Source organism: Mesorhizobium sp. M0195 (genome assembly GCF_040322115.1).
GTDB lineage: Bacteria > Pseudomonadota > Alphaproteobacteria > Rhizobiales > Rhizobiaceae > Mesorhizobium.
In genome coordinates this window covers 59,731-77,251 of the sequence record NZ_JAMYSV010000005.1, presented here as the reverse complement: position 1 = coordinate 77,251, position 17,521 = coordinate 59,731, and the positions used below count along the sequence as shown (strand labels likewise).

General features: G+C 62.2%; 15 protein-coding genes. 7 read left to right on the top strand and 8 right to left on the bottom strand.

What is annotated here, in order from left to right; translation table 11 throughout:
- Nucleotides 1–18 precede the first annotated feature (18 nt).
- From NKJ12_RS13230 to NKJ12_RS13215, 4 genes are all read right to left on the bottom strand, one after another.
- Nucleotides 19–783 carry an ATP-binding cassette domain-containing protein gene (locus tag NKJ12_RS13230; RefSeq protein WP_254817614.1) on the bottom strand — a complete coding sequence of 255 codons (765 nt, stop codon included), beginning with the start codon at nucleotides 781–783 and terminating at the stop codon, nucleotides 19–21.
- A complete protein-coding gene (locus tag NKJ12_RS13225) occupies nucleotides 780–1,946 on the bottom strand; it encodes an ROK family transcriptional regulator (RefSeq protein ID WP_352506457.1) in 1,167 nt (388 codons plus the stop codon). The genes NKJ12_RS13230 and NKJ12_RS13225 overlap by 4 nt, the downstream gene beginning before the upstream one ends.
- Before the next feature lie 133 nt (nucleotides 1,947–2,079).
- Nucleotides 2,080–3,372, bottom strand: a complete 1,293-nt coding sequence (locus tag NKJ12_RS13220; RefSeq protein WP_352703054.1) for a M23 family metallopeptidase — start codon at nucleotides 3,370–3,372, stop codon at nucleotides 2,080–2,082.
- 137 nt (nucleotides 3,373–3,509) lie between these two features.
- On the bottom strand, nucleotides 3,510–3,977 hold the full coding sequence (locus tag NKJ12_RS13215; protein WP_352649106.1) for a peroxiredoxin: 468 nt from the start codon (nucleotides 3,975–3,977) through the stop codon (nucleotides 3,510–3,512).
- Between the two features lie 96 nt (nucleotides 3,978–4,073).
- Here NKJ12_RS13215 and NKJ12_RS13210 point away from each other — a divergent pair, with 96 nt between their 5' ends.
- The gene (locus NKJ12_RS13210; protein ID WP_352703052.1) at nucleotides 4,074–7,448 is read left to right on the top strand and encodes an AsmA-like C-terminal region-containing protein; all 3,375 of its coding nucleotides are present in this window, start codon (nucleotides 4,074–4,076) and stop codon (nucleotides 7,446–7,448) included.
- Between the two features lie 263 nt (nucleotides 7,449–7,711).
- Here the strand turns inward: NKJ12_RS13210 and NKJ12_RS13205 are convergent, their stop codons facing one another.
- Nucleotides 7,712–8,572 (bottom strand): LysR family transcriptional regulator, encoded by an 861-nt coding sequence (locus NKJ12_RS13205; RefSeq protein WP_352703049.1) that lies wholly within the window; start codon nucleotides 8,570–8,572, stop codon nucleotides 7,712–7,714.
- Nucleotides 8,573–8,673: 101 nt separating this feature from the next.
- Between NKJ12_RS13205 and NKJ12_RS13200 the strand changes: the two genes are divergently transcribed.
- Nucleotides 8,674–9,336, top strand: coding sequence for an FMN-dependent NADH-azoreductase (locus tag NKJ12_RS13200; protein ID WP_352703047.1), 663 nt, complete (start codon nucleotides 8,674–8,676; stop codon nucleotides 9,334–9,336).
- Between the two features lie 471 nt (nucleotides 9,337–9,807).
- Here the strand turns inward: NKJ12_RS13200 and tyrS are convergent, their stop codons facing one another.
- Nucleotides 9,808–11,061 carry a tyrosine--tRNA ligase gene (gene tyrS / locus NKJ12_RS13195; RefSeq protein ID WP_352703045.1) on the bottom strand — a complete coding sequence of 418 codons (1,254 nt, stop codon included), beginning with the start codon at nucleotides 11,059–11,061 and terminating at the stop codon, nucleotides 9,808–9,810.
- A 231-nt stretch (nucleotides 11,062–11,292) separates the two neighbouring features.
- On the opposite strand from tyrS, the gene NKJ12_RS13190 reads away from it, so the two are divergent.
- Together NKJ12_RS13190 and NKJ12_RS13185 are read left to right on the top strand one after the other, a co-directional pair.
- Nucleotides 11,293–12,021 carry a glycosyltransferase family 2 protein gene (locus NKJ12_RS13190; protein ID WP_352477338.1) on the top strand — a complete coding sequence of 243 codons (729 nt, stop codon included), beginning with the start codon at nucleotides 11,293–11,295 and terminating at the stop codon, nucleotides 12,019–12,021.
- Nucleotides 12,014–12,346 (top strand): lipid-A-disaccharide synthase N-terminal domain-containing protein, encoded by a 333-nt coding sequence (locus tag NKJ12_RS13185; RefSeq protein WP_023674681.1) that lies wholly within the window; start codon nucleotides 12,014–12,016, stop codon nucleotides 12,344–12,346. Before NKJ12_RS13190 ends, NKJ12_RS13185 begins: the two co-directional genes overlap by 8 nt.
- Nucleotides 12,347–12,386: 40 nt before the next feature.
- Here NKJ12_RS13185 and NKJ12_RS13180 read toward each other — a convergent pair whose 3' ends face one another.
- Together NKJ12_RS13180 and NKJ12_RS13175 are read right to left on the bottom strand one after the other, a co-directional pair.
- Entirely contained in the window at nucleotides 12,387–13,055 is a 669-nt protein-coding gene (locus NKJ12_RS13180; RefSeq protein ID WP_352703043.1) for an FMN-binding negative transcriptional regulator, read from the bottom strand.
- A gap of 6 nt (nucleotides 13,056–13,061) precedes the next feature.
- Nucleotides 13,062–13,736: an alpha/beta hydrolase gene (locus NKJ12_RS13175; protein WP_023674683.1), complete on the bottom strand. Its 675-nt coding sequence runs from the start codon at nucleotides 13,734–13,736 to the stop codon at nucleotides 13,062–13,064.
- Nucleotides 13,737–13,990: 254 nt separating this feature from the next.
- Between NKJ12_RS13175 and NKJ12_RS13170 the strand changes: the two genes are divergently transcribed.
- The 3 genes from NKJ12_RS13170 to NKJ12_RS13160 all read left to right on the top strand — a co-directional run bounded on the left by NKJ12_RS13170 (nucleotide 13,991) and on the right by NKJ12_RS13160 (nucleotide 17,511).
- A complete protein-coding gene (locus tag NKJ12_RS13170) occupies nucleotides 13,991–15,169 on the top strand; it encodes a cysteine desulfurase family protein (RefSeq protein ID WP_352703041.1) in 1,179 nt (392 codons plus the stop codon).
- Nucleotides 15,170–15,356: 187 nt separating this feature from the next.
- The gene (gene sufB / locus NKJ12_RS13165; protein ID WP_352703039.1) at nucleotides 15,357–16,874 is read left to right on the top strand and encodes a Fe-S cluster assembly protein SufB; all 1,518 of its coding nucleotides are present in this window, start codon (nucleotides 15,357–15,359) and stop codon (nucleotides 16,872–16,874) included.
- Nucleotides 16,875–17,169: 295 nt separating this feature from the next.
- A complete protein-coding gene (locus tag NKJ12_RS13160; RefSeq protein ID WP_352703036.1) occupies nucleotides 17,170–17,511 on the top strand; it encodes a GIY-YIG nuclease family protein in 342 nt (113 codons plus the stop codon).
- Nucleotides 17,512–17,521 lie beyond the last annotated feature (10 nt).

Genomic DNA, 17,521 nt, shown 5'->3' with positions numbered 1-17,521 from the left:
GGACCCCTCATTTGTCCCTCAGTTCGCCGGTCCGGCACCGGCGAGCGTCTCTCCGGTGATCATGTTGATCACCGCGTCGGGACTTGTTTTGTTGCGTGCGACGTCGCCAGCCACGACACCTTGCCGGATCACCACGATCCGGTCGGCGACCTGGAAGGCCTGTTGCATGATATGGGTGATGATGACGACGCCGATGCCCTGGCTCGCCACCTGGCGGATCATGTCGAGGCCGCGCCGCGTCTGCTCGACGCCGAGCGCCGCGAACGGCTCGTCGAGAAGCACCAGCTTGCCGCCAAAATGCACGAACCGATTGAGCTCGATGGCCTGCCGCTGGCCGCCGGAAAGATGCTCGACATTGGTGCGAAGCGAGGGAATGCGGGTGCCGGCGCTGGCCAGTGCCCTTTGTACCACCTGCTCCATCGCGCGCTCGTCGAGTACCGGAATGCCGAGAACCTTCCTGGTGATCTCGCGGCCCATGAAGAAATTGGCGACCACGTCGACGTTGGTGCAAAGCGACAGGTCCTGGTAGACCGTCTCGATCCCAGCGGCCTTGGCCTCGGCGGGAGATTTGGCCAGGAATTCCTTGCCTTCGAACAGCATGCGGCCGGAGGTCGGCTCGAGGCCGCCGGCAATGATCTTGACCAGCGTCGATTTGCCGGCGCCGTTGTCGCCCAGAAGCGCCACCACTTCGCCCTTGCCGATCGAAAAGCTGATGCCTTTCAGCGCTTCGATGGCGCCGTAATTCTTGGCGACGTTGTCGAGCACCAGCAGCGGTTCACTCATGCCGCGATCCCCTTGTTATGCAAGAGATCCCGACCGCGTTCGCGTTCGGCGGTGAAGATCTGGCCGAAGCGCGGCGAAAGCACCCCCGAAACGGCAAGTGCGGCGGCGCCGCGCAACACCGCATGCTGGCCGCCGCGTGCGACGCTGACGCGGGGCGTCGTGCGATCGCTTCGCGCCGAGACCGAATTGGGCAGGTGCGCGGCCGCGCCGGCAAGCCTTTCGAGCAGGTCGGTGGACGCCAGCCCGCCGAGGATGATGGTTTCGGGGTCGAACAGGTTTTCGATGATGGTGACGGCGTTGCGGAATATCGGCGCAATCTCGCTCACCCACTCGGCGTCGGCGATTTTGCGGCGCCGCAGCGCCTCGAGCGAGAGATACCGTTCGAGGCAGCCGCGATTGCCGCACGGGCACGGCTCGCCGCCCGGCACAGCAGGAATGTGGCCGATCTCGCCGGCATTTCCCCAGGCGCCGCGCAATGCGGCCCCATCATGCACCATGACGCCGCCGAGGCCGACACCGAAATAGAGATAGTAATATTCGGAATATGCCGTCCCGAGGCCGTAGAGGCGCTCGCCGATAGCCGCCGCCGCCATGTCGGTTTCGAAAAAGGCCGGCAGCCCGGTTGAGGCGGCCAGCCGCTCGCGCAGCGCCACATCCTTCCAGCCGGTCATGGTGGTCGGCCCCACAAAGCTCATGGACTCCACGCCGAACGGTCCGGGCAGCGCCATGCCGATGCCGAGAACGCGGCCACCGGGCCGCAATGCCGTCAATTCGAGCACCATGGCGCCGATCAGGTCGAAAGCGTGGTCGGGCGTTGCATTTGGGGCTTCGCGGTAGGTGCTCTCGATAACATCGCCGCTTAGGTTGATCAGGGCGGCATTGATGCCCAGCGGGGTGACGTGGATGCCGACGGCATAGCCGCCTTCCGGATTGATGCGCAGCGTCGCCGGTGGCAGGCCGCGCCCCTTGGGCTCTTCGCGCAGCGACAACACGTAACCGTGCTCTTCCAGCTCGCGAACGATGGTCGACACCGTCTGCACGGTGAGCCCGACGCGTCTTGCAATGTCGCCGCGGGCAATCGGTCCGTGAAGGCGGATGGATTCGAGCACGATGCGCCGATTATACGGCCGCCCGAACTCCTGATTGGTTCCCCGCAGTGCCATGCCTTGCGCCCTCGAGAGAGGTCAGACTGGCACCGAAGATTTATTCAGTCAAATGGAATTCAAAAATAAAATTGACACCCCGTGCGGAGCGAACCTGGCGTCATGCCGAGCCCGAAGGGAGCAGCCCGGCTCCCTAGAGGTACCGCTCGACCTTCTTGCCGATGGTCAGAAACCGTAGCGGATCGATTGCCTCGCCGTTGTGGCGGACCTCGTAATGCAGATGCGGGCCGGTTGAGCGGCCGCTGTTGCCGGTCTTGCCGATGATGTCTCCGGCATCGAGCTTCTGTCCGACGGCGACGTCGATTTCGCTGAGATGCCCGTAACGCGTCACAAAACCGTTGCCGTGGTCGACCTCAATCATGCGGCCGTAGCCGCCGTTCCAGCCGGCCTTGACGACCACGCCGGCTGCCGTGACCTTGGCCGGCATACCGACCGGCGCCCTGAAATCCATGCCGGAATGCAAGGCGGCCGTGCCGAGGATGGGATCGGTGCGCACGCCGAACGGGCTGGTGACGCTATGGCCGGGCGCGGGGTTGGCGAGCGGCAGCCGCCGCGCTTCCTTTTTAAGATGATCCAGCGCGTCAAGAGCCTCGTCCAATTCCTTGACCTTGCTGTCGAAGATCAACGAGCTGTCGAGTGGTATCAGCGGGCCGCCGACGTCGCTCTTTTCGAATTCGCTGTCGACGGGCAGGCCTGCGGCCTCGAGCGCCTGCGAGATCGCGTCGGCGCTCTTGTAGGCATTGTCGGCAAGTGTGGCGATGCGGGTGAGCTGCCGGCTCTCGATGGCCTTCAGCGAGTTGTTGATCGAAACGAAGAGCTTGTCCGCCCGGTCGGCCGCACTTTCGCTCGGCAGCGGATCGGCGCGGGTCGACCACAGTGAGAACGGCCTGGTGTCGTCAACGCCCACAGGAGCCGCAAGGGGGGCAGCAAGGCTGGCGACGGAATAGGCCATCGGCTGGATGCTGCCGGTCGCGTCGGCATGTTCGTCCGGCTTTGCCGTCGGCACGGGCGGCGTTGCGACCTCGTTTTCGGCTCGTTCGAGGATCGGCCCGAGGCGGCCGTGACGCAGGCTGAGCTGGCTCTGCCGTTCCAGCAACTCGCTGACCTTGGTTTCCATCAGCTGCTGATCGAGTAGCTGGCGGCTGGTGATGCGGTCGACCTGGCTGCGCAGTGCCGAGATGCGGTCTTCGTAGGCCTGCTGCATGCGCGCCTGCCGCGCCGTCGTGGCGCCGATCAGGTCGTCGCGCAGCACCAGATAAGAGGTCGCCAGCAGGTAGCCGATGACGATCGCCGCCAGCGCCGAGCCGCAAAATGCCGCAAGCCACGGGCGTATGGTGAAATGCCTTATCTGGTCGCCCCGGGCGATGATGACCGTGTGGGGCTCTTTGCGTCTGCCGAAGACCGCTGACTGACTGGCTACGTTCACGGGACCAAGCTTTCGTTACGACACCAACGACGAGCCTGATTACACATTATTAGGGTTAACAAAGTTTTGTCGGATCGAACGAAGGCAAAGGTCTTCGCGTAAAACGGGCATCGCATTGCAACGGCCTGGCGCAGATCTCAAAGCGCGCGAACCGCCTCCAGCACCTCTTCGGCGTGCCCCTTGACGCGGACGTTGCGCCAGATCCTGGCGATGCGTCCGTCGCGGCCGATCAGGAACGTCGCCCGCTCGACGCCCATATAGGTGCGGCCGTAGAGTTTCTTTTCCACCCACAAATGGTAAGCCTCGATCACTTTGCGCTCTTCGTCGGCGACAAGATCGACGCTCAGATCGTATTTCGCCTTGAATTTGTCGTGTTTCTTGGCGCTGTCCGGCGAGAGCCCGATGACGACAGCGCCGGCCTTTTCGAACTCCGGCTTCAACTGCGAAAAGCCGATCGCCTCGTTGGTGCAGCTTGTGGTGTCGTCCTGTGGGTAGAAATAGAGTACGATGGGTTTTCCCAGCAATGCGGCGAGGCTGAGTGAACCGCCGCCGTCGCGCGGAAGATCGAATTGCGGCGCAACATCGCCCACGTCGAGGTCAGCCATACCGATGCCCTTGTTTGAAGTTACGCGCCAGGCTGCACCGATATAATGTCGAGCGGGGATTCGTCCACGATCGAATTCGTCTCAACGGAAGATTGCGTGGATCAGGAGCTACCGCAGCACGAGAAGATCAGGTTCAGGCGTGACGAGATCACCGACCTGGGAACCTTTCCGTCCGCGTGCCGCGTCCCGCCGCTCGGCCAGGCGTCGATCGGTCGCGGCGTCCGTTTGATGGCGCGGCTGTTTGCCGGCCTCGTCGCCCTTGTGCTGCTGGCTGCCGCCGGCGTCTACGCGATCGGCGTATCCGGCTTCGGCTCGGAGCGGCTTCGCGCGGAAGCCGAAACGGCAATCGAGAAGTTGGCAGGCTTCGATGTCGACGTTGCCGTCGGGCCGGCCCGGCTGACGCTTGACGGGTCGAGCTTCATTGCGCTGCAGGTCAGCGACGTCAGCCTCAAGACCGCCGACGGAAAACCGATGGCCGACGCCGGCCGGGTCCGCTTTGGCATCCGGCTGATCCCGTTGCTTTCGGGCGAGGTGCGGCTGACCAGTGCCCGGATTTCCGACGCGCACATCGTCATGGCGGCGATGCCGTCCGGTGGCGACTGGACGGCCGAGCTACGCAACCAGGACGGCCTCATCGATCCGGAAAAACTTTCCGCCGCCGTCTTCGCCAACCTCAACCGGGCGCTCGATGCGGTGCGCGAGGATTCGATGCGCCAGATCGATCTGCGCAACGTCGAGCTGGTACTGCCCGAGACCGGATCTGTCGAGTCGGTCACCATCGCCGACGCCTCAGTCTCGCAATCGGGACCGGGAAGCATGGAGTTTTCATCCAACGCGGATGTCGACGGCAGGGCGCTCACCATCGCCGCTTCCGCCACCCGCGATCCGGCGACGCGACGCATCACCACGCTGGACGCCAGCATCCAGGCAGCGGACGCCGACACTGCGGCAGGTGGCAAATTGGGTGCGATCGCCTTGAAGCTGGCGGGGTCGGAAGGAACCGGCGACAACGGTTCGCGGCTGACCGCTGCCCTGTCGCTGACCGGATCGGTGCTCGATCTCGGTTCGCGCGGCCTGCTTCCGGCCGATATCGATCTCGATGCGACGCTCGTCGCCGGGTCGAACAAGATCCAGGTCGACAGTTTGCTGCTGAAAACCGGCCGCTCGACCTTCGATTTCGCCGGTTCGATCGGGCCGAAGCCGGCTACCGGCACAGCCGGCGAGGAGCCATCCTATCGTTACGACCTCACCAGCGACGGTTCGACCCTGGCGCCTTCGGATTCGCCGGAGCCGGCGCTCAGCTTCATCGCCCGTATTGCCGGCGTCTACCAGCCGACGAGCCAAAAGCTGATCGCCGAGCAGATCGGCGTCCGGTCCGGACCGGGCAGCGAAGTGCTGGGCACGGCTTCGGTTTCATTCGTCGCCAACCAGGCGCCGGGCATATCGGTGGCGCTCAATGTCCACCACATGCCGGTCTCGCACGTCAAGCAATTATGGCCGTGGTTTTCGGCGCGCAATGCCAGGCTGTGGGTGCTTAAGAACCTGTTCGGCGGTCGCGTCGTCGATGGCAGCCTGCAGTTCCAGGTCGTACCCGGACGGCTCGGCAACGGCGTGCCGCTTTCCGCCAATGAAGTGTTCGGCCGGTTCCAGGTCGAAGGATCGCGCTTCGATACGGCCGGCCGCATTCCGCCGATCCGCGATGCCGTCGGCGTCGTCGGCTTCCACGGCAACGACGTCGACGTCGCGCTGTCGTCGGGCAGCGTCTATATGCCGAGCGGCCGCACCGTGGCGGCAAGCAACGGCACGCTCACCGTCAAGGCGGCGAACCATCCGCCGGTGATCGGCGCGCTCGACATCGATGTCGCCGGCGAGGCGCCGGCAATCGCCGAACTGGCATCGTTTGACCCGATCAACGCCATGCGCCATGTCGGCCTGCTGCCGGACGACCTGTCCGGCACGGTGACCGGCCACGTCAAGGCTGATATTCCGCTGCAGTCCGGTGTCGACTCGTCCAAACTCGATTGGCTGGTGGCGCTCGACTACAAGGACCTGTCGCTGGGCAAGCCGTTCGAGGGCCAGACGGTCAGCCATGCCGACGGCTCGATCACGGTCGCGCCCGACCGGGCGGTGATCTCGGCCAAGGCACTGCTCAACGGGATTCCGGCCGAGCTCGACCTGATTGAGCCGCTGAGGGATGGCGGCCCGCCGCGCAGTCGTAAAGTAGCGCTGTTGCTCGACGACAAGACGCGCGCCAGCGCCATGCCTGGCCTGTCGACGCTGCTTTCCGGAACCATCAAGGTGGCGATCGACAAGAGCGGCGCCGGCAACCAGAACGTATCGGCCGACCTGACCAATGCCAGGCTGGACATTCCCTGGGCCGGCTGGAGCAAGGGCCCCGGCATTCCCGCCAAGGTCGTCTTCGCCATGGCGAAGACCGGCGACACCACGACGCTGTCCAATTTCGAACTCGACGGCAAGACCTTCTCCATCGACGGCAGCGCCGTGCTGATTAACGGCGCCTTGTCCTCGGCCCGGTTCAGCAAGGTCACGTTGAACAGGGGCGACGACGTCGCCGTCTCGGTGAAGCGGTCGGGCAAGGCCTATGCGGTCGAGGTCAGCGGCAGCGCGTTGGACGCACGCTCGCTGATCAAGCAATTCACGTCCGATGTCGATACCGCGACGAAGACCACCGGCGTCGATGCGATCTCGGTCAGCGCCGACGTCAGCTCCCTGACCGGCTTCCACGACGAGGTGCTGTCGAATCTGAAGCTCGACTACAGCGCCGCCGGCTCCAGAGTGAACGGGCTCAAGGTGAGCGCCACCGCAAGTTCGGGAGCCGCGATCACCGTCAGCAACACGACCGGCGGCGGCCTGCGAACGCTCAACATGAAGTCGGCCGACGCCGGCGCCATACTGCGCTTCCTCAACATCTACGAGCATATGGAAGGCGGCTCGATCACGTTGGCGCTCACCGGGGCCGGCGACGGGCCGATGAAGGGCCAGGTCGACGCCAGGAATTTCGTTGTCGTCAATGAGCCGAAGCTCGCCTCGATCGTGTCGACGACGCCGGCCGGCGACAGCCGCAGCCTCAACGAGGCGGTCAAAGGCAATCTCGACACGTCGAGGGTGAAGTTCGAGCGCGGCTTCAGCGAGATCGACAAGGGCAGTGGCTATCTGAAGCTGCGCAACGGCGTGCTGCGCGGCCCGCGCATCGGCACCACCTTCCAGGGCACGCTCTACGACCAGAACAACAACATGGACATGACCGGCACGTTCATGCCGGCCTACGGCGTAAACCGCATCTTCGGCGAACTGCCGCTGATCGGCGCGCTGCTCGGCAACGGCCGCGACCGCGGCCTGATCGGCGTCACCTACAGGCTCAAGGGCAACGCCAACAAGCCCAACCTAGAGGTCAATCCGCTATCGGTGATAGCGCCCGGGATTTTCAGGTCGATCTTCGAGTATCGGTGAGGTCAAAACCCAATTACCTCGAGCGACCGAGTTTTGATCTCAAGCGGCCGCTCGTCCGCCCGCGAATTCACGCCCATGATCCAAAGGCGACTGACGTCAGCCCGGGCTTAAATGGCCGCTTCCCGCCTAATCTCGGCCATTGAGGTGACCGTTACCATTGCCTGACAGCAGACATTGTTGTGACCATGATGGAGGTCGCGCGGTTGCGCCATTTCTGGACATTCGGAACTAGCCATAAAGCAGACGTCGGTGCGAGTTCAGGATCACTCCTCGCCAGCGTGCCTTCGAGGAACGGCATTCATGATGGCCTCCGCCAGTTCTTCGAGGACGGAGGTATCGCCGTTCGATGCGGCAAATAGCCTGAACTCCGCTTCTGGTAACTTTGGCAGACCGTAGCTTTCGGGTACCCTGACCAGGCCGTTTCTCAGCTGACTGGCGATCATCGGCGCTACAGCAAAGCCTGAGATGGCAGCCGCCCTCAGGCTGGAGTTGCTTGCGCAGATCATCACCGTGCGCTGGCTGATCCCGGCCTTGGCAAGCCGTTCAAGAGCAACTTCCCTGTAGGGGCAAGGTTCCGGCAACACCGCCAACGGCAGCGGGTCCGGAAGATTCACGCCGGTACGATCCGTCCATGCCCAGACAAGAGGCTCGCGCCACAGGAGGCGCCCCATCTCCTCACCCTCACATTGTGATCCGAGCACCAGTTCGATGTTGCCTTCCTTCATCTTCGAGAGGAGCGCACTCGGAATCCCGACTTGCACCTCGACCTGCAATCCGGGGCGATCAGCGCCGAATGCCTGCAAGGCGCGAAGGATGGGGACCTGTGCGAAGTCTTCCGAGAGGCCGACGCGAACCCTGCCGTGAAAGGGTGCCTGCGCCAGATCGGCCAAAGCATCCCGGTTAAGGGCGAGCATCGCCCGGGCATAGGCGAGCAGGCGCTCGCCATCGGGTGTCATCTCCAGCGAGCGCGTCGTCCTATTGAGCAAGGGCTTTCCGACCTGCTCCTCGAGACGGCGCAGGTGCCCACTGACGGCCGACTGCGTAAGGTTTAGTCGCGCTCCTGCCCGACTGAAGCCGCCTTCGTCGAACACGGCGACGAACGTCCTGAGCAGGACCAATTCCAACATATATTCTGATCCATGATGAATGTCGTCTATAATCTCAATTTCTATATCGAATTGAAATATGACGCAATGTGGTTCGTCACAATGAGCAAGGGTGTTACATGACCAAGCTACTGCATATCGTTTCCTCGCCCCGCAAAGAGCGTTCCGCCTCGCGTGAGGTCGCCGACGCCTTTGTTCAAACCTATCGTGCTCGGCGACCCGACTTGGAGATTTCAACGCTCGACCTATGGGATGTCGACCTCCCCGAATTCGGAGAGGACGCGATGTTGGCCAAATATGCGGGGCTCAGCGGCACGCCGCTTACCCCTTCTCAACAGCAGGCATGGGCCGCATTGCAAGAGTTGGCGCAACAACTGTACTGGGCGGATATTGTCCTGCTGTCGACGCCTCTGTGGAATTTCAGCATTCCCTACAAGCTCAAGCACTTCATCGACCTGGTGTCGCAGAAGGATATCCTTTTCTCGTTCGATCCTGAACACGGGTTCGGAGGACTGCTCCGGGATAAGATCGCAGTGGTCGTCTATGCGCGAGGTCTCGACTATGCGTCGCAATCCATTACTCCGGCGCAGCGCTTCGACTTTCAAAAACCTTATATACAAGCGTGGTTGCGCTTCATCGGTATCGAAGATGTCCGCAGTCTAATCATCCAGAAGACCCTCTTTGGACCCGATATTGATCATGCGGCTCGCCAGGATGCGCGAGAGGCCGCGTCACGGCTGGCGGAAGACCTCCTGTCACGCACAACAGAGGCGATTGCATGATTATGAAGCGCTTGCTGCGGACAAGCGCGTTGATAACCCGTTCTGACCCCAGCTTGCACGTGCATCCCCGTCCACCCGGCGTAACAACTTTGGAGAACGGACGTCCGCAACGTCGCCTAAGCCGGGGCAGGCGCACCGATTCTACCTACGTCCGCTTTCAGGCAATGGATCAGTCCCGGCAAGGACTGTTTTGGATCAGATCAGGAGGCTGCTCGCGCGGAACTTAATGTCAGCTTGTATAGATCTCGTTTCTACGAGCAGGCGGTCCGCTTCCGGCCCCGAACAAGACGTTCATCGAAGCGCCGCAGAACGTCCCGCGCTACCTGCTCCTTCCGATCGATGAGACGAATGGCATCTCGGCCATTCTCGGGAGCTAGCTGATTAACCTCGGCCGTGATTCCGAACCTAAGGTCCAGCGCCGCAAGATGAAACCGGTTTCGGAAAAGATCTAACAGGAAGGGCGGGCCCTGGTCAGACCGGCCGCACCAGAACGTGCTTCTTCTTGCCGAGCGACAGCTTTGCGACGTTCTCCGGGCCAAGATCCTGCAGCGTCACGATCCTGCGGTCGTCTGACACGGGCTGGTCGTTAAGGCGCACGGCGCCGCCCTGGATATGCCGCCGTGCCTCGCCGTTGGACGCAGCCAGCCCGGCGGTGACGAACAGCGACAATATGCCGACGCCGGCTTCAAGATCGGCCCTGCCCACCTCGACTGTTGGCAGTGTTTCGGCGAGCGCCCCTTCTTCGAACGTCTTGCGCGCCGTTTCGCTGGCCTCCTCTGCCGCCCCGCGGCCATGCAGCATGGCGGTGATTTCGGTGGCGAGGATCTTCTTGGCTTCGTTGATCTCCGAGCCGCCGAGCCGTTCGAGGCGCGCGACCTCGGCGAGCGGCAAGGTCGTGTAGAGCTTGAGGAAACGGCCGACATCGGCATCCTCGGTGTTGCGCCAATATTGCCAGAAGTCGTACGGGCTCAACATCTCCGCATCGAGCCAGACCGCGCCCGAGGCCGACTTGCCCATCTTGGCGCCAGACGAGGTGGTGAGCAGCGGCGTCGTCAGCGCATAAAGCTGCGCGCCTTCCATGCGATGGCCGAGATCGATACCGTTGACGATGTTGCCCCACTGGTCGGAGCCGCCCATCTGCAGCCGGCAACCGAGGCGCTTGTAGAGCTCGACGAAGTCGTAGGCCTGCAGGATCATGTAGTTGAATTCGAGGAACGACAGCGACTGCTCGCGATCCAGCCGGAGCTTGACCGAATCGAAGGCCAGCATGCGGTTGACCGAAAAATGCCGGCCGACATCGCGCAGAAAATTGACGTAGTTGATATCCATCAGCCAGTCGGCATTGTTGATCATGACGGCGCCGTTCGGGCCGCTGCCGAATTTGAGGTAGGGCATGAAGTTGCGGCGGATGCCGGCGAGATTGTTCTCGATATCCTGCGGCGTCAAAAGCTTGCGGGCCTCGTCCTTGAACGACGGATCGCCAATCATCGAGGTGCCGCCGCCCATCAGCGCGATCGGCCGGTGGCCGGTCTGCTGCAGCCAGTAAAGCATCATGATCTGGATCAGCGACCCGGCATGCAGGCTCCTCGCGGTGGCGTCGAAGCCGATATAGGCGCTCACCGTTTCCGTGGCGAAAAGCTGGTCGAGGCCGGCATCGTCCGAGGTCTGGTGGATGAAACCGCGCTCGCTCATGGTGCGCAGGAAATCGGATTTGAAGGCGGACATTTTCTTTCCCGAAAAGCTTCCGGCCGAACGCGGCCCGGCTATGCATGAAGGCGGGCGTTTAGCACTCAAGCGCGATCAGCAAAAGTGGAATCCGGTTTTGTGTCCGCGCGGATAGCGTGCGGCCTGCTTGCGTCATTGTTTCGGCTGGCGTAATGAGGCGCCGCGCCAGCGGGGCTCTTCCTCTGGACCGCGCGGCATCGATCGAATGCCATATCCTGTGACAGAGTCGAGATGCCGGAGATATCCATCGTCATTCCTTGCCGGAACGAGGCGGCGAACCTGCCGCTTCTGCTCGACGAGATCGGCACTGCCATGGCCGGGCGGGACTTCGAGGTCATCGTCGTCGACGATGGCTCGACAGACGATACGCCTTCGGTGCTTGCAGCAGAGGCAGCGCTTCGCCGGTTTCCGCTGCGCCATCTCAGGCATGAAAAATCCGCCGGACAGTCGCTCTCGGTGCGCTCAGGCGCCTGGGCGGCGCGGGGCGATATAGTCGCCACCATTGACGGCGACGGTCAGAACGACCCCGGTTATATCCCAGTGTTGATCGACGCGCTGCGGCAGGCTGGTCCCGAAGTCGGGGCCGCGCAGGGACAGCGTCTGAAGCGCCGCGACAGCAAGATCAAGCAACTGGCGTCGCGTTTCGCCAACGGGCTGAGAAAAGCCATCCTGCACGACGAGACGCGGGATACCGGCTGCGGCCTCAAGGCGATTCACACCGACATTTTGCGGAAATTGCCCTTCTTCGACGGCACCCATCGCTTTGTTCCAGCGCTGGTCATCCAGGAGGGCTACCGCGTCGTCCATTGCGATGTCGTCGACCGCTCCCGCCGTCACGGCAAATCGAATTACGGCATCTTCGATCGCGGCCTTCAGGGCGTGCTCGATCTTGCCGGCGTCTGGTGGCTGCGCCGCAGGCGCCGCAGAATGCCCAAAGTAGAGGAAATCAGGCATGGGTAACGTGCTTCAGGAATTGGCGACCTGGCTTCACGATGTTTTCGTCAAGCAATTCGATGCCTGGGTGCTGCTCGGCTTCGTCGCCCAGTTCTTCTTCACCATGCGCTTTCTGGTGCAGTGGGTGGCGTCGGAAAAAGCCAAGCGCAGCGTCGTGCCGATTGCCTTCTGGTTCTTTTCGCTGTTCGGCGGCGGCCTGCTGCTGATCTACGCCATCCAGCGTCAGGATCCGGTGTTCATCGCCGGCCAGGCCATGGGCCTGTTGATCTATATCCGCAATCTCTGGCTGATCGCCAACGAGCGCAAGGCGGCGATGACCAAGGTCGATTGAGCCCGCCACCGGCCTGAACCGGTCGAGCAAGCAAGCAAGACTACTTGCCGTCCAGCCCGCCGTAGGACCTTACCAACTGGACCATGTCGGCCGAGTTGGCGGTCTCGCTCTCGAGCCCCTCGGCGACACCGACGCGGTCGCCGGCCGGGCGGTTCTGGCTGACTTTCCACTTGCCGCTGATTTCGGTGATTTCGATTTCCAGGCCGACGATGCCCTTGATCTGTGACTGGATGAAGGGTGCCGGCGCGTCGGTCACCGCCCACGGCGCCGGGCGGCTGCCCTCCTGCGACATCGTCAGATCGGAAATCTGCTCGGCCAGCCAATCCTGGTCTTCGATCACCGTGACGATGCCGCGCACCTGGACGATGGCGTAGTTCCAGGTCGGCACCACCTTGCCGGTTTCACGCTTGGTCTCGTACCAGGACGGCGTCACATAGGCGTCGGCGCCCTGGAAGACGACCAGCACCGGCACCAGGGGATTGTCGGCCAAAAGCCGCCATTGCGGATTGGCCTTGGCCAGATGGGCGCGCAGCCTGCCGTTCGGCGGCACATCCGCGTTGAGCAGGGAGGGCGCGTCTAGAAGAAAGGGAATTGCGTTGGCGATCGGCCCCTCGGTGCCGTTCGACACCAGCAGGCCAAGCGGATGCGCCCGGATCAGCCCGTGCAGGACGTCCGGCCGTGTTTCCTGGAAGTGAGGCGGTTGGTACATCGCCGATTATCTCAGCCGCTTCGGCCGTGGGTCGGACAGTTCCCCGGCCAGCCGGCGGTCAAGGTAGTCCGCGCATTCCTCGATCAGAAGCTCCGCATGGTTGGCAAAGAAATGGTTAGCGCCGGGCAAGGTCTTCTGGGTGATGGTAATGCCTTTTTGCGTGTGCAGCTTGTCGACCAGGCCCTGAACGTCCTTGGGCGGCGCGACCTTGTCGGCGTCGCCGTGGATGATCAGGCCGGACGACGGGCATGGCGCCAGGAACGAGAAATCATAGGTATTGGGCTGGGGCGCGACCGAGATAAAGCCCTCGATCTCCGGCCGGCGCATGAGAAGCTGCATGCCGATCCACGAGCCGAACGAATAGCCGGCAACCCAGCAACTCTTCGAATCGGGATGCAGCGACTGCACCCAGTCGAGCGCCGCCGCGGCGTCGGACAACTCGCCGGTGCCGTGGTCGAACTCTCCCTGGCTGCGGCCGATGCCGCGGAAATTGAAGCGCAGCGTGGTGAAATTGCGCTTCTGGAACATGTAGAAGAGGTCGTAGACGATCTTGTTGTTCATCGTGCCGCCGAACTGGGGGTGCGGGTGCAGGACGATGGCAATCGGCGCGCTCTTTTCCTTCGAGGGCTGATAGCGACCCTCCAGACGGCCGGCCGGACCGGTGAAAATGACCTCAGGCATGAAATACTCCACTTGGCATAAATTGCGCGGCGCCCGGAACAACTTTTCCTCTGGCCCCAGTTTTCCCTAGGCCTTGACGCAGGGCGAGCGTCTTTCTAGAAGCTAGTTTAGAATTGTTCAAAACTGGGCGGCCAAAACTGTGGCTCGGCCACCCGCGCCGCAAGCCGCGTAAATAGGACGTCTTGCCTTGCAATTTCAAGGAAATAACGCGCTATCTTCGCGGAACGGCTTTTGAAGGGACCAGTTGGACGGAAATGGCCGGAGCACGCGCCTATCTCGACTACAATGCCAGCGCGCCGCTGCTTGCCGCCGCGCGCGCGGCGGTGGTCGCCGCGCTCGACGTCGCCGCCAACCCGTCCTCCGTCCATGCCGAGGGCCGCGCTGCGCGGCGGCTGATCGAGGATGCCAGGCGCAATGTGGCGCGACTGGTCAACGCCAGGGCCGAGCATGTCGTATTCACCTCCGGCGCGACGGAAGCGGCCTCGACGCTGCTGACGCCGGACTGGCAGATGGGGCGCGGTGCTGTCCGTATGAGCCGGCTGTATGTGTCCGAGGCCGATCATCCTTGCCTGCTGAACGGCGGGCGTTTCCCAGCGGCGCAGGTGATACGGATCGGCGTCGACGCCGACGGCGTCGTCAGGCTCGACGTTTTGGCCGAGGCTCTCGCCCAGCATGACAAGGCCGAAGGCTTGCCGCTGGTGGCCATCCACGCTGCCAACAATGAAACCGGCGTGATCCAGCTGGTCGGCCGCATCGCCGAAATCGTCAAGGCGGCGGGTGGCATCCTGGTCGTCGATGCCGTGCAGGCAGCCGGCCGCATTCCGCTCGATATATCAGAGGCTTACGCAGACTATTTTATTCTCTCGTCGCACAAGATCGGCGGCCCCAAGGGCGTCGGCGCCATTGTCGCGGCGTCGGACCTGATGATGCCAAAACCGCTGGTCAGCGGCGGCGGCCAGGAAAAGGGCCATCGGGGCGGCACCGAAAACCTGGCGGCGATTGCCGGGTTTGGTGCGGCCGCTAGCGAAGCGTCTGCCGGCTTGCAAACGATCGAAGCGGTGCGGCAGCGTCGCGACGAAATCGAGGCGATCGTTAAAACGCTTGTTCCGGACGCCGAAATCTTCGGGACCGGCGCTGCAAGGCTTGCCAATACCACATTCTTCGCTATTCCCGGCATCAAGGCCGAGACGGCGCAGATCGCCTTCGACCTTGCCGGTGTGGCGCTGTCGGCCGGATCGGCCTGTTCGTCGGGCAAAGTCGGGCCGAGTCACGTGCTGAAAGCCATGGGTTACGGCGATAGCGTTGGCGCGTTGCGTGTGTCCATCGGCCACGCGACCAGCGCCAAGGATATCGAGCTGTTTCGCGCGGCGCTGGCGACGATCGTTGCACGGCAAGCCGGTAGGGAAAAGGCGAACAGGGAAAAGGCCGCCTGAGCGCGGCGAAGGAATATTTGGGCCTTGTGGCCTGGTAGAGCCGTGCGTTCGAATTTGGCCGGGTGAATTTCCGGCATGAACGCACTATATGAAACTTACGCCGCCGCGGGTGCCCAAGGGTGCTCGTTTGCGGTGCCATAGTTTGAAAACTGCCGGGCCTTGACCCCGGCGTGGATGGAGAACGCTGATGCCTGCTGTGCAGGAGACGATCGATCGAGTTCGAAAGATCGATGTCGACCAGTATAAATACGGATTCCAGACCGAAATCGCGATGGACAAGGCCCCCAAGGGCCTGAGTGAAGACATTATCCGCTTCATTTCGGCCAAGAAGGACGAGCCGTCCTGGATGCTGGAATGGCGCCTGGAAGCCTATCGCCGCTGGCTGACGCTGGACGAGCCGAAATGGGCGCGCGTCCACTATCCCAAAATCGATTTCCAGGACATTTATTATTACGCGGCGCCCAAGAGCACGCCCGGCCCGACTTCGCTCAGCGAGGTCGATCCCGAACTGCTGAAGGTCTACGAGAAGCTCGGCATTCCGCTCAGGGAACAGGGAATCCTCGCCGGCGTGCAGAAGACCGATGCCTCGGAGCTCGAGGAAGCCAGCGACAACGTCTACAAGTCCGGCCGCGTCGCCGTCGATGCGGTGTTCGATTCCGTCTCGGTCGTGACCACTTTCAAGAAGGAACTGGCGCAGGCCGGCGTCATCTTCTGCTCGATCTCGGAAGCGATCCGCGAGCATCCGGAGCTGGTGAAGAAATATCTCGGCTCGGTGGTGCCGACCACCGACAATTTTTACGCCACGCTGAATTCAGCCGTGTTCACCGACGGTTCGTTCGTCTTCGTGCCCAAGGGCGTGCGCTGCCCGATGGAATTGTCGACCTATTTCCGCATGAACGAGAAGAACACCGGCCAGTTCGAGCGCACGCTGATCATCGCCGAGGAGGGGGCTTACGTCTCCTATCTCGAAGGCTGCACGGCGCCGCAGCGCGACGAGAACCAGCTTCACGCCGCGGTGGTCGAACTGATCGCGCTCGACGATGCCGAGATCAAATATTCGACGGTGCAGAACTGGTATCCCGGCGACGCCGAGGGCAAGGGCGGCATCTATAATTTCGTCACCAAGCGCGGCGACTGCCGCGGCCATCGGTCGAAGATTTCGTGGACGCAGGTCGAGACCGGTTCGGCCATCACCTGGAAATATCCGAGCTGCATCTTGCGCGGCGACGATTCCAGCGGCGAGTTCTATTCGATCGCGGTGTCGAACGGCTACCAGCAGGTCGACAGCGGCACCAAGATGATCCATCTCGGCAAGAACACGTCGAGCCGCATCATCTCCAAGGGCATTGCCGCCGGCTTCTCGCAGAATACCTATCGCGGCCAGGTCTCGGCGCACCGCAAGGCGACCAACGCCCGCAACTTCACTAACTGTGACTCGCTCTTGATCGGCGACCAGTGCGGCGCGCACACCGTGCCCTACATGGAAGCCAAGAATTCGACCGCACAGTTCGAGCATGAGGCGACGACGTCGAAGATTTCCGAGGATCAGAAATTCTACGTCATGCAGCGTGGCATTCCGGAAGAAGAGGCGATCGCGCTGATCGTCAACGGCTTCGTCAAGGATGTCATCCAGCAGCTGCCGATGGAGTTTGCGGTCGAAGCGCAGAAACTGATCGGCATCAGCCTCGAGGGGAGCGTGGGGTGATGAGCTCTGGCTTTGCGTTGTCATCTCTGAGCTTGGCACTGTCATCCTCGGGCCTTGCGCCGTCACCCTCGGATTTGGCGCCGTCGTCACTGAGTTTTGCGCCGTCATCCTCGGGCTTGTCCCGAGGATCCGCTGTCCAACAGAGGTGTGGCGCGATCCGTATTGAGAGGCCGGTAGATCCTCGGGACAAGCCCGAGGATGACGGAGCGAATCTCAGTAACGTCGGCGCGAAGTTCAAAGATGACCGCACAAATTTTAAGGATGGCGGTGCCTTGCGTAGGTCGTCAGCAGGAAAATGACCGGCTTTGTTTACATGATGTCCGATAAACCGCGTGGAGTTATCTACACTGGCGTAACCAGTGATTTGCATGCGCGAGTGTGGGAACACCGTAATGATGTGCACCGGGGTTTTACCTCGAAATACAAGGCAAAGAATCTGGTTTGGTTTGAGCGGCACCCGAATATCGTTCTCGCGATTCAGCGCGAAAAGTCTTTGAAGCGCTATCTCCGCGAATGGAAGACGAATCTGATTGAAGGTCTAAACCCGACTTGGCTGGATTTGTATGAGAGCATTGATGAGATTGAGAATGTCTATCAGCCTCATCCGAGCACGATGATGTGGAGTAACTACAATTAAAAGACCGCTG